This window comes from Mesorhizobium sp. WSM3859 (genome assembly GCF_002295065.1).
GTDB lineage: Bacteria > Pseudomonadota > Alphaproteobacteria > Rhizobiales > Rhizobiaceae > Mesorhizobium.
This window is the reverse complement of the sequence record NZ_NSGG01000006.1, coordinates 1-12,169: the sequence shown is the minus strand read 5'-3', so window position 1 is coordinate 12,169 and position 12,169 is coordinate 1. Positions and strand designations below refer to the sequence as shown.

The 12,169-nt window shown below is 61.7% G+C and carries 12 protein-coding genes; 4 read left to right on the top strand and 8 right to left on the bottom strand.

Going from position 1 to position 12,169, the window contains the following annotated elements:
* Positions 1 to 215: 215 nt before the first annotated feature.
* Together CK230_RS14665 and CK230_RS14660 are read right to left on the bottom strand one after the other, a co-directional pair.
* Entirely contained in the window at positions 216 to 683 is a 468-nt protein-coding gene (locus CK230_RS14665) for a hypothetical protein (protein ID WP_095817903.1), read from the bottom strand.
* 134 nt (positions 684 to 817) lie between these two features.
* On the bottom strand, positions 818 to 1,303 hold the full coding sequence (locus CK230_RS14660) for a hypothetical protein (RefSeq protein WP_095817902.1): 486 nt from the start codon (positions 1,301 to 1,303) through the stop codon (positions 818 to 820).
* Between the two features lie 596 nt (positions 1,304 to 1,899).
* On the opposite strand from CK230_RS14660, the gene CK230_RS14650 reads away from it, so the two are divergent.
* Both CK230_RS14650 and CK230_RS14645 read left to right on the top strand, forming a co-directional pair.
* Positions 1,900 to 2,169 (top strand): hypothetical protein, encoded by a 270-nt coding sequence (locus tag CK230_RS14650; protein ID WP_095817900.1) that lies wholly within the window; start codon positions 1,900 to 1,902, stop codon positions 2,167 to 2,169.
* A 1,162-nt stretch (positions 2,170 to 3,331) separates the two neighbouring features.
* A complete protein-coding gene (locus CK230_RS14645; protein ID WP_095817899.1) occupies positions 3,332 to 3,508 on the top strand; it encodes a Flp family type IVb pilin in 177 nt (58 codons plus the stop codon).
* A 163-nt stretch (positions 3,509 to 3,671) separates the two neighbouring features.
* On the opposite strand, the gene CK230_RS32475 is transcribed toward CK230_RS14645, so the two are convergent.
* Entirely contained in the window at positions 3,672 to 4,112 is a 441-nt protein-coding gene (locus CK230_RS32475; protein ID WP_141246030.1) for a hypothetical protein, read from the bottom strand.
* Between the two features lie 558 nt (positions 4,113 to 4,670).
* Between CK230_RS32475 and CK230_RS14640 the strand changes: the two genes are divergently transcribed.
* Positions 4,671 to 4,913, top strand: a complete 243-nt coding sequence (locus CK230_RS14640) for a hypothetical protein (RefSeq protein WP_141246029.1) — start codon at positions 4,671 to 4,673, stop codon at positions 4,911 to 4,913.
* 42 nt (positions 4,914 to 4,955) lie between these two features.
* Here CK230_RS14640 and CK230_RS14635 read toward each other — a convergent pair whose 3' ends face one another.
* Positions 4,956 to 5,207, bottom strand: a complete 252-nt coding sequence (locus CK230_RS14635) for a hypothetical protein (RefSeq protein ID WP_095817897.1) — start codon at positions 5,205 to 5,207, stop codon at positions 4,956 to 4,958.
* 265 nt (positions 5,208 to 5,472) lie between these two features.
* On the bottom strand, positions 5,473 to 5,670 hold the full coding sequence (locus tag CK230_RS14630) for a hypothetical protein (protein ID WP_095817896.1): 198 nt from the start codon (positions 5,668 to 5,670) through the stop codon (positions 5,473 to 5,475).
* 344 nt (positions 5,671 to 6,014) lie between these two features.
* Between CK230_RS14630 and CK230_RS14625 the strand changes: the two genes are divergently transcribed.
* Positions 6,015 to 6,242 (top strand): hypothetical protein, encoded by a 228-nt coding sequence (locus CK230_RS14625; RefSeq protein ID WP_095817895.1) that lies wholly within the window; start codon positions 6,015 to 6,017, stop codon positions 6,240 to 6,242.
* Between the two features lie 768 nt (positions 6,243 to 7,010).
* On the opposite strand, the gene CK230_RS14615 is transcribed toward CK230_RS14625, so the two are convergent.
* From CK230_RS14615 to CK230_RS14605, 3 genes are all read right to left on the bottom strand, one after another.
* Positions 7,011 to 8,342: an HlyD family type I secretion periplasmic adaptor subunit gene (locus CK230_RS14615; protein ID WP_095817894.1), complete on the bottom strand. Its 1,332-nt coding sequence runs from the start codon at positions 8,340 to 8,342 to the stop codon at positions 7,011 to 7,013.
* Entirely contained in the window at positions 8,339 to 10,033 is a 1,695-nt protein-coding gene (locus tag CK230_RS14610) for a type I secretion system permease/ATPase (RefSeq protein ID WP_095817893.1), read from the bottom strand. The genes CK230_RS14615 and CK230_RS14610 overlap by 4 nt, the downstream gene beginning before the upstream one ends.
* Before the next feature lie 74 nt (positions 10,034 to 10,107).
* The coding region (locus CK230_RS14605; protein WP_210201480.1) for a VCBS domain-containing protein at positions 10,108 to 12,169 on the bottom strand (2,062 nt) is incomplete at its 5' end.

Sequence of the window (12,169 nt, the reverse complement as noted above, 5' to 3'; positions counted from 1 at the left end):
GATTTGGGTGGCCTGATGCCTCGGGGCCTAAGCGTTGCACCCCTTTCCCTGATAACCTTGACGGTATCCCCGAGGCCCCGCACCGTCAGTCGGCCATTTTGTTCCCCTCCGTCATTGCTTGGCAGGGAACTCTGGCATACCAGCGGCGCGACTGATCGAGGACGGCGAAGCCAACGCAAGATGTCCGCCCTCGGGGCTTCGTTCATTAACCGGTACTAGCACCCTTCGGCCTTCAACGATCTCACCATGCGAAGCACGAGCGGATCATAGGGCACCTTTTCATCACGATTATAGTTGATCGTGAACAGCGCTGCGCGGTCGTCGCAGACTTTAATGGCGCGAACATACCTAATCTTACCGTCCTGGACACCCGAATAGCTGGCCCATTGTGGCGTAAGGCGTCTATACGTCAATTTCCAACCGTCTTTCTCTTCCTGCATCATGCGATGCTCAATCTCCTCTTCAAAGCTGGCTCTGCCCAGCCGAGCACCCCATACGGCAAGGAGCGCCTGCCTCTGGCCCTCAAAAGCCGCGCCCCGATCGGACCGCTGCGACAGCGCAAAGCCAGGGGGAACGTCGAATATGAAGCCAAATTCCTTGACCCCGAAATGCTGCCAAGCCTCGGCTTGTACCAAAGCGGTAGAGCAGAAAATGTAAGCAAAGGCCAATGCAATGCGGGTCACCGGGGGGTCCTAACTAGCCGAACCTGCTCGGCTTGTGTCAAAGGAGAAGGTTGTAGGAGCACCGGAAGCGCCGCTCCGGACTGGCCCAACTTTCGCCCCGATGGCAGAAGCCGCCGGGGGCTGCGCAGCAGCTGCTACTTGTTGCAGTTCTGGACATCGGAAGTCATCGCGCCACTGGGCGTATTGTTGTCGGTGTCGGTACCGTCGACGTCCTTGCAGCGATCCTCCATGCCGTTCGGCTTCGCCTGGGTCGTGGCACCCGTCGTCCTGGTATCCGTCGTGCCGGTCAGCGTCCCGCCAGCTGTGGTCCCGCTGGAAGCGCTGCCCGTCGTATCACCTGTGCCGCTATCCGACGTCCCAGCCGTGGCGCCATCGGAGGCAGTGCCGCTGCCGCTCCCTGAAGTGCTGCCAGATACGGTTCCGGAGCCGCCGCCCGAGGCACCGCCGGAAAGGGTGCCTGTACCGCTACCCGACACGCCGCCGGTGAGACCGCCATTCGTGCCAGCGGACACGCCGCCCGACGCACTTGCGCCGCCGTTCGCCCCGACCGATTGTGCCATTGCGCCCGAGGCTGCGAGCGCAATGGTGAGTACGGAGGCCGCGAAGATTTTCTTCATCATGAGGAATTCTCCTATGGTCAAACTGTGATTCCCTTCATCGAGCCAACGGGGCGTCGCAGGCGATGTTCCAGAGAGATTTCGTGAAAAGCTAGAGAAGAACCGAGAGCAAGGCCGCCATGCGGCCGTGGTTCTCCTGCCTGAGTTTCGACCTGCGCTCCACTGGCCGCAGATGGACAAAGCACTGGGGCTGGCGCGCGCCTTTGCCTGCACATCGATCGTGCTGGAGCACTTCGGCATGGTGGCGTACGGGGAAACGGGGAGACAGCATCGCGTAACCAGTTGGCGCGCCCAAGCGACCGGCCCCCTGATGCCTGGAACGAAACAACGGTACGTCGATTGAATTATCGAAGGGACGGCAAACCGAAAGGATGCCGCACAATGATTGAGCTTGCCGTTTTAGAAATGGCAGTCGCCAGGCAGCGCGCAAAGCGAGCCGAGCTCTCCCCCAAGCAGGCAACGGGCCTGCTGGACGACAACCACGGTCTCGCTGTTAGCCTTGCACTTTGCAGCCGGATTCGAGCCGGCCGAGCTAGAGCGAAGGCAGCCAAGCGGCGGTTGCTGAAATCGCGCCTACTGCGCATTGAGGAACCGATGCTATGACGACGATGTTTGCCCCGCTTGATTTTGCCCATCACGAAGAGCGCTCCGATCTCTACAGAGCTGCGCGCCTCGAAATGCTGCATGATCGTCTCGCGAAGCGCCTGGATCGCATTGAACGCGCGGCCGACGAAGTGGAAAAGGCGGCCGCCGTTCTGGTCGGCATCACGCATGGCAACGCGACAGCGGCCTTCGAGGACGCCATTCGCAGCAATTCGTCGGCGGCGTTTCTGCACCTGGACGCGGGGCAGACGCTGGGGCAGATGTAGCGAGGGGGCTGGTTTTGGGCTGGCTCCAAAGCACTAGGCCGCTGCTTCGAGGAGGGTCAAGCCAACGGGCCCAGCTTCTCGCCCAGCAGCTCGCCGTCACCGCCAGCGCGCAGCCGATGCAGATCGGGTCGATCAGGAGCCAGCGGGTGAATGCGGCCTACGCGTTGGCCTTGGGTAGCTTTCGGCTTCGGTGCCTCCCAGGCCGAGTGCCTGGATGATGCTTGAGCTCGTTGAACCCACACAAATCCCGACAGGCTGATTCAAATGAGTGGGAAAAATCCCAACAAGACCCAAATCAAGAAGTCCCGCGAGGCCGCCCGCGAACTCGGGACGGGTGACGGCGCAGGCTGCGGTCGCGTCGCTGCCTACACCGCCTAGCGTTCGGCAGCCCGCTGCCCGGATATATCGTTCTACACAATCCTCAATCGGTGGACTCGCGCGACATATCGGCAGCTAGTGTGTCTCAGGTCAGAAGGAGGGCAACGCCTGCGGAATCCGGGAGGAAACGATGTCTGCAAAAAAGAAGACTACCGCACGAACAGAGCTGACTATCTGCTTGCCGCAAAGTTCGAGGGACCTCCGATGATGATCGCAATGAGTTAAAGGGAGATATGCCAAAGAGACTGGCGCTTAGCCGCATTGGCTGCAAATCCTTGCCGGAACCGAGGAAGCCAAACCGCCCCGTTCTGTAAGAAAGCGGAAATCGCCTCATTGGCAAGGCTTCCAGCCTTTGCGTGTTACGGCGCCTTCGAGCGTCCTTTGTTCACACGACGGGAGCTTTAGCGATAGCTGATATAACTTCGCCAGTCGGTGCAGTTTATCTAGTGCCCCGCCGGTCAGGCCGGCTCGCGGAGCCTACCCCGCTTCGCGGCGGGCCGCCTGGCGGCGCGGCATCCGGACAGAGAATCAGTGAATGTAACCAACCGTGATATTGATGCGGCCTTGCTAATGTAACCTCTGCATCGGCCGACTCCCGCCACGCCACCCCCGAGTCGGCTAGGCCCGGCGGTTCAACCAACGCTACCCCAACAGAGCGCGGAACTGTCGGGCCGCTACAGGCCCCCGCTTCCTAACTGGATAAAAACTGGGAGCGTCCGTTTACCCTATCTAAATTAGCAACCCCTCATACTTGCGTGATCTGCAGTCGGGGCTTTGTGCAAAAATGCGATTGATAGCGAGTTTTCTGCGTGACGATTCCGGAGCAACAGCCATCGAGTATGGTTTGATTGCAGCGCTTATCGCCTTGGGAATCATGCTTGGGGCCAGCTCACTGGGGGGCGCGCTCAATGCTGAGTTTGTGTCGATTGCCACCGCTGTTAACACCGGCAGCGCACCGTGAGGGCGCGCCAAGGTTATGGGCAAGGCATGAGTCGCTTCGCGATCTCGGTTGCCGTGGGGGTGGTGATCTTGGTGATCCTTTATCTGCTGCAATGGCACAGCATGATCAGATTCTAGGTCGGGCCCTTATAGACCAGGCGTCCAGCCCTTTCGCTTCTCCGGCGTCACGGCATGGTTGGTGAACTGGAGATTTCGATCGTCACGGCCGGCGCGCGCGGCATTCGCTGCAATGGATGATCTTCAGCAGATCCCAATGAAAGCAGGGCTGATCCGGCCCGAACCGCTTGGCCAGCGCGGCGACGTGGAGACACCGCGCGGCGCTGGCAGCCGGGGCAGTAGACCGATAGGCCTGTGCCGGCCCCAAGCTTGCCGCCTAACGTGACCTCTGAAAACGGATATTCCTTGCCCAGGGCGATCTCCAACGAGGTCGCCCCACCCATCGATTGATATGCCGCCCCACCTCTGACTTCCATGGATTTGTGGGTCTTTGCATCAAATTTTATCTCACAGGAACGCCACATCGGCGAAACTGGGATCATGAAGGAATATCTGGTGGAGTCATGTCGGGTGAGACCGTCACCTCGTGGCAAGTCGTTGATGCTCAAACAGCCTCAGCGGCTGCTTCACGCGCGACAGGACGAGCGGTTCGCATTCGAGTTCATGAGGAACTCTGGGTCAGGTCACCGACGAAGAACTCGGGGTCGTCTACAAATACGCGTTTTTTGCCTAAGCTCCGCTCAGAGCCAGCCGTCCAAACAGCACCAGGCCCGCTGCTTCCAGGGGGGTTCAAAAAAGCAACGGGCCTAGCTTCATTCCCCAACGCGATACAGCCCCACGTAACTGCCATCTTGCGCCTTCGCCAAGCTGCGCCCCGTATAACATGTGAATCAGAGGTGGTGAGTGAAGTCCCTTGGGCTATGGGCACTCAGTCGCAATTGAGCTGCTAATACGCTTCTAGATTTGCCTGCGCGAGAGGAGCGGTTGCCACACCAACCCGCATCGGCGGGTGCCGCACACCCCCCAAGGAACCCAGTGCGCACCGGCCACCCCGCTATTCACCCTTCATTCACGATATTAGCGAGCACTGATACACCTCTCCCTCATTTGCGTTTGAGGGCGCGAAGCCGCCGCCCTATGGTTTTCATCAGCACGGAATGTTCGGCATGGCGAAAATCACAAACGCAGCCTGGATGGCTTACGCCGCCGGTCTTGATCCGGACAGGTTTAGGGAGGCGCTGCGAGACGCGGATTTCCCCTGGTACGAACCCGCCGACGACTGGACCGTCGAGCTTGGAAGCCCGGAACATGAAGCGGTGCGCACTGTCTTGCTGCTGCTTCTTTTGAAGCGAAAGCAAGTCACTCCCGAGGCGCCGGCACATGCAAAGAAAATCCACCGCAAGCATTGAATGGCAATCAGCGCTGACGAGAAGTGGGCGCAGGATTCCTGACTAATCCACGCCTCTTGCTTTTGCCATTTGCGCATCGAAAGTAATTGCGAGCTTCATAAGCCTGTCACCGGCCTCGTCCCGGACGCAGAAAGAGATTTCACGGTGATTGCCGTCGGGAAGGATCTCCTGAAGGATTTCCGCGAGGGTGCGAATGGCCTCGTTCTTCGCCTCGCCTACGTCTGGTAGGTCCACGCCCTCGGGATCGGGGGTCTCAGATGCGTTGTCTGTGAAGTCGAAAAAATATCGAGGCATTCACAATAATTGCGGGGCGGGAGAAAGGTTCAATCCAAGCGCCAACCCGCCGCCCTGGAGCAAGAGCGACGGGCCTGAACGCAGCTAGCCGACCTCGACAGACGAAGGACCGTCTGCCGGCTTCCGATCTGGCGCGCAGCCTGCCTGTTCCGCTTGTTAGATCAAATTTTAGCAACTGCTTGAATGGGCCGTCCCGCGCCACAGACTAATGGAATCGCCAAGCGCTCTTTCAAGATAGGAGATGAGGTCGCGATTACTTGTTCCGCTAGATGTGAACGACCTTATCGAGATGCAGCCGTATCCGCTGGCCTTCGGCATAGCTGGCTGCATACGCTTCGGTATTGAATGTGCGGACTTTCGAGGCAACGCCAGGTTCCTCGACCATGACATGCCATTCGTCACCGGCTTGCACAACGATTACGTTCTTGCCATTGACGTTTGTGATGCGTTCAGCCGCGTGCATGAGATCCCCTCCGCGATGGGGCGGCCCGTTGCCGGGAAGGCTTGGGCGGACGCTACTGATTGGTTGGCAACGGGCCGTTTTGCCGTCCTCATGGAAGGATGGACTAGGCGCCGGCATTAGGCACCTTGCACCGCGATCCCCGCCATCACATGGGTTAAGGTGAAACATACATTTTGGTAAGACAGCGCGGCACGTCGAGAACGGCACGGCGCTGGCATGTGAGGCACTAGACGGCGCCCAAAGCTGCCGCTCCGCCTCAGCGGACCCGGCAAAAATCTTCGTCCGCGTGATCCTAACTGCCTATCGGAACTAGGAAGGATCTCTCTGCCGGGGATCAAAGGATTATGCAGACTGACGCTGAGGAACTGGTTTCAAAACTTCGCGGTGCGATCAAGGCGATTGGGAACCACCTTTCGCAAATCGATTGCATCCATTTGCAAGCTTTAGAGGCAACGATCCCTCATAAGGCTCCAGCAGAGAGCGCGGAAATGGTGACGCTTCTTTTGATCTACCGGAAGATGGAGAACCCTACCGGAAGAATGGAGAACCGAAAGCAAACCCGCCCGAGTTGAGGTCGGGCGGGAGGTCAGGTCATCCCCAACGGCGGCGGCACGTTAGCAGTGTTCCAGTCCTACGAAATGCGCCGCCCCTCCAGGCTGCGCAATTCGTCCGCATCACTCCATAACAAATGTTAAAATCCGGGTGGAACAAACTTCGACTCTCGAAGCGTTCGCGTGATTGGGGCTGACGGAGGCACCCGAGATGACGCCGACCTAGAGAGCGAAACGCTCACGCAGCGGCTAATGCGGGAAGCCGGCGTAAGTGGGGCGCAAGCGAACGAACTTGTTCTGCTAATCGGGCTAAATTGGGCATCCCTTATGCGAGAGGCCAAGGAGATCACCAAGGCCGGCGCATCGCATGAAAGAGCCCGCTCCTGAGAAAAGCGGGCTCTCTATCGGGGCTCCTTGGGTGCCAGCGTCTCCCCTCTCAAATAATGGAGGCGACATTCGTTCCCCGACTGACGCTTGGCGGCGTCACTGATATGAAACGGTTAACATAGGTTGGGTTCCCGGGGGGCCATCGCATCTGCCACGATGGCGCATGAGAACGGCTCCAACTATTCCTCGCAAAAATCCTTCAGTGAGGCATGGCGCAACGTCTCTTCGCCCTTGAGGAACTTCACCCGTCCGACGAGCCCCGGCTTCAGCCATTCCGCCTTCTGCTTTGCAACTTGGCGGCGGCGCGCCGGTCTTGCCTTGCACCCGGTCCCATAGCGCCTGGCGCTTGTCGGTCTTGAAGGTGACGAAGGCGCCGCCCATGTACAATCCGCTTGCCTGCGACTATTTCTGCCGGAACGCGGTGTGCAAAGATGTCGTCAGCGGTCCCAGAATGTAATCCAACGCGGTCCGTTCCTCCGTCACGATCATGACCGACGCCGGCATGCCGGGATAAAGCTGAATCTGCGGCGCTGCGACGAGTTCCTGCTTATCCACCGCTATGTCGGCGACATAATAGGGAAAGCCGGTCTTGGCGTCGATCACACGGTCCGCCGAGAGGCGGGTGACACGGCCCTGGATGACCGGCGTCGTGCGCTGTTTGTAGGACGTGAAGCGGACCTCGGCCGTCATGTCGGCGCGCAGGCTGGAGATGTCCTCCACGCGCACCTGCGCCTGGACGATCAGCGAATTTCCGGTCGGCACGATGTCGAGGATGGTCTGGCCGGGGGAAACGACAGCGCCGATCGAGAAGATGGTGAGATCCATCACCTGGCCGTCATAGGGCGCGCGCACCTCGGCGCGATCGATGGCGGCCTTGACAGCAGATATCTTCGGGACGAGGTCGGCAAGGCTGGACTGCGCCTCGATCAGCATGGATGAGAGTTTCGCGCGGCGCTCGTTTGTGAGCTGGACGATCTGGCTTTCAAGCTCGGCCTTGCTCTGGCGGCTGCCGGCGATTTCCCCTTGGGTCTCGTCGATCAGGCCCTGCAGGTCGGAGGCCGAGCGGTCGAGTTCCAGGATCCGAGGGCGCGTGGTGAGACCCGCCTTCAGCAGCTTATTTAGGCTAGCCTTCTCGTCGACAGTCGACTTGAGCTGCGCCCGGTAGGAGTTGACGCGAGCCTCTTTGCCCTCGATCTGCTCTTCGAGTTCGGCGATCCGCTTTTGCAGAATCTGTCTGGCACCCGCCATTGAGGCACGCTGGCTTTCGAGGTCGGCGATTTGGTTGGCCATCGCGTCCTTGAGATAAGCCTGGTGCTCCGCAATGATGTCGGTCGGGAAGACGACCGCCTCGGCGCCGTCGAGTTCGGCCCGGATGCGAGCGACAGTGGCGCGCAGCAGCGCATATTGCTGGGAATAGAGATTGAACTCTGACCGCACCCGTGTGTCGTCGAGGACAACCAAGACATCGCCCGAGCGGACCATGTCGCCGTCCTTCACCCTGATCTCCTTCACTGTGCCGCCGTCGAAATGCTGGACGCTCTTGCGGTTGCCCTCGACCTTGACCACGGCGTCGGCGAGCACCGCGCCGTTGAGCGGGGCGACCGCCGCCCAGCCGCCAAAGGTGCCGAAGAAGGCAAGGATGATCAGCAGGCCGATCCAGACCGGCCCCTTGATCGAATCCGGGTCGGCGCCGATATCGGCGCCGGGCTGGCCCCGGTAGGTGATGTCGGTCATTGGGTTGCCACCGCCATTGGTGCCGCGCGCTGGTTGAGCAGCGCCACGATTTCGTTGCGCATGCCGAAGGCCTCGACGGCGCCGTCCCTAAGCAGAAGGATCTTGTCGACATTGGCGAGCGTTGAAGGCCGGTGCGAGACGATGATCACCGTGCTGCCGCGGCGCTTGAGTTCGAGCGCGCAGTCGCTCAGCGCCCGGTCGCCGTCGGCGTCGAGATTGGAGCTCGGCTCATCGAGGACGATCAGGTTCGGCATTCCGAACACCGCGCGGGCCAGCGCGATACGCTGCCGGTAGCCGCCGGACAGCACCGCGCCGCCCTCGCCGATCTGTGTTTCGTACCCCTGCGGCAGGCGAATGATCATCTCATGCACGCCGGCCAGCCTCGCGGCCTCGATCACCTCGCGGTCGACATCGGCCTTGAAGCGGCCGATGTTGGCGGCGACGGTATCGGAAAAAAGCTCGATGTCCTGCGGCAGGTAGCCGATATGGTCTCCGAGCGCCTCCCTGCCCCATTGCGTCATGTCGGCGCCGTCCAGTCTGACGGTGCCGCGGCTGGGCTGCATGATGCCGGCGAGATGGCGCGCCAGCGTTGATTTGCCGGCGCCCGAGGGACCGACGATGCCGAGCGCCTCGCCGGGATCGAGCTGAAACGAGACATCGCGCAGCAGCGCCTTCTGTAGGTTGGGAATGGCGAAGCTGACCTGCTCGACGGCGATCTTGCCGCTCGGTTTCGGCAGATTGAACGCGCGTTCCGACGACGTGCTGCCATCGACCAGCTTCTCGACCCGCGCAAGCGCCGCCCGCGCGAGGATCAGGCTGCGCCAGAGGCCGACGATCTGTTCGACCGGCTGCAGCCCCCGGCCCAAAAGCAGGCTCGCGGCGAACATGGCGCCGCCGCTGACCTGCCGCTCGATGACCAGCCAGGCGCCGAGGCCGAGGATCAGCGACTGCATGGTGAGACGCAGGAAGCGGATCAGCCCGGACATCAGGGCGGCGCGGTCGCTGGCCTGGGCCTGGCGCTGCAGCGCCAGGCCGCGGTCGCGGCCCCAGCGGCGGACGAGCCCGTCGATCATGCCCATGGCGCGAACGACTTCCGCGTTTCTCAAGCTCATTTCGGTGAAATTGTAGTTAGCGGTGGCGAGGTCGTTGGCCTGCTTCAGCGGCTTGCGCACCAGATATTCATTGAGCACGGCCATGGCGATGAGGAGCAGCGAGGAGCCGAGCGCGAAGAAGCCGAGCCATGGATGCAGGAGGAAGATGATGCCGATATAGATCGGCGACCACGGCAGGTCGAACAGGGCATGAATGCCGCTGCCGGTGATGACCTGCCGGAACATGTCGAAATCACGGATCGGCTGGCTTTGCGAAGAGCCCCGCGACGGCGTCTCGACTGACGCCGCCAAGATCTTCGCGGACAACAATCGGTCCAGCCGCGCGCTGGCGCGGGTCAGGATCCAGGAGCGGACGAGGTCGAGACCAGCCAGCGCCAGGAAGGCCGCGAGAAGCACGATGGTCAGCATGACCAGCGTGGTCTCGCTGCCGCTGGTGACCACCCGGTCGTAGATCTGCAGCATGTAGAGCGGCGAGGCGAGGTAAAGCAGGTTGATCGCCAGGCTGAACACCGCCGCGACCAGGAAATAGCGGCGGCAGGCCGCGAGCGCATCCTTTACAATTCGAGACTCGCCGTTCACTTCCTAAACCCCCACCCGATACACACCAGGTCATTCAGTGGGCGAGCCGCCTCTGCCGGCGGCTGGCGGTTGGTTCACAGCACGAAGTCGCTTGCGGTCAGTCCAAGGCCGACGCCCGTCAGCGTGATCTGGAACTCGATATTGCCAGTGTTGCCGTTGACGTCGGCACGGACGATCGTGTTGCCGCCGACCTCGGACCAGGTGATGCTGTTGGCGACTGTGGCCGCACTCTGTCCGCCGAACAGGAAGGCCTGGTCTCCGGCGGTGCCCGTGCTGGCGTCAATCGAGGACAGGTCAATCTTGTCCACGCCATGCGCGAAGTCGGTGATGGTGTCGAAGTTGCCGGAACCCGGCGCTGAATCCGAGACGGCGGAGCCGTAGTAGAACGTGTCGGCCCCCGCCCCACCTGTAAGCGTGTCCGCGCCGGCAGCGCCGACGAGCGTATCGTTGCCATCACCGCCATTCAGCGTGTCATTGCCGCTTTGACCAAACAGCGTGTCGTTGCCGGCCATTCCGAGAATGATGTCCGCCCCACCATTGCCGTAGAGGACGTCGTCGCCCCCATTGGCTCCGTTGAGACCATCACTCGAGTTGCCGTTGCTTCCGGTGATAACCTGGAACGTCTCGCTGTATTGGTAGGCCGCGCCTGACGGGTCGCCGATCTGAGTGGCCTGGACGGTGATGGAGTAGGCTTTGCTCGGCGACAATCCGGCTACGCTAGAACTCAGCGTACTGCCGGAAATTGAAAAAAGCCCAGGGTCCGATTGCGAAGTGATGCTGTAGACGAAGCTGCCGGGATCCGGATCAGTGGCGGACAGTGTTCCTGTGAACTGGAACGAACTGAAACTGACATCCCCGGTGGTGGTGCTTGGCGTGAGCTGGATGTCGGTTGGCGAGAAGCGCGGCGGTGCATCGGCAGTCCCGAGGATGTCGATGGCGACCGAGGTGTGGGTGCCGTCGGCGCTCACAACGTCGAAGTTCTCCGTATAGTGCTGGCCGGCAACGAACTCGTCGTGTGCCGAGGACGCGGTGTAGGTCCAGGCGCCGGCGGCGTTGATGGCGAAGGTGCCGTAGCTGCCCACGGTCCCGGCCTGGGCGACAAAGGTCTGCGGGCTGTCGACATCGGAGATCGTCAGCGTGCCGGAGGTCGAGATCGCAGCCGCAGTATTGCCCTCGGTCAGATTGACCGAAGCCGATGACAGGACCGCCGGGTCATTGGTGCCGAGGATGTCGATGGCGACCGAGGTGTGGGTGCCGTCGGCGCTCACAACGTCGAAGTTCTCCGTATAGTGCTGGCCGGCAACGAACTCATCGTGTGCCGAGGACGCGGTGTAGGTCCAGGCGCCTGCCGTATTGATCGCGAAGGTGCCGTAGCTGCCCACGGTCCCGGCCTGGGCGACGAAGGTCTGCGGGCTGTCGACATCGGAGATCGTCAGCGTGCCGGAGGTCGAGATCGCAGCCGCCGTGTCGGCTTCGCTCACCGACTTCGAGTCCGAGCTCACCGTCGCCGCATCGTTGGTGCCGGTGATGGTCACCGTCACCGTCCCCGTCGCCGTGCCGTCCTGGCTCGTCACCGTGAAGGTGTCGCTCACCACCTGGCCCGCGGTCAGTTCGTCGTGCGCGCCGTTGCCGGTGTAGGTCCAGGCGCCGTCGGCGTCGATCGAGAAGTCGCCATAGGTGCCGGCCGCGTTGGTCTGCGCCACCACATGCGCCTCACCCGTGTCGGGATCGGTGATCGTCAGCTGGCCGCTGGTGTTCAGCGCCGCCGCCGTGTCGCCCTCGCTCACCGACTTCGAGTCCGAGCTCACCGTCGCCGCATCGTTGGTGCCGGTGATGGTCACCGTCACCGTCCCCGTCGCCGTGCCGTCCTGGCTCGTCACCGTGAAGGTGTCGCTCACCACCTGGCCAGCGGTCAGTTCGTCGTGCGCGCCGTTGCCGGTGTAGGTCCAGGCGCCGTCGGCGTCGATCGAGAAGTCGCCATAGGTGCCGGCCGCGTTGGTCTGCGCCACCACATGCGCCTCACCCGTGTCGGGATCGGTGATCGTCAGCTGGCCGCTGGTGTTCAGCGCCGCCGCCGTGTCGGCTTCGCTCACCGACTTCGAGTCCGAGCTCACCGTCGCCGCATCGTTGGTGCCG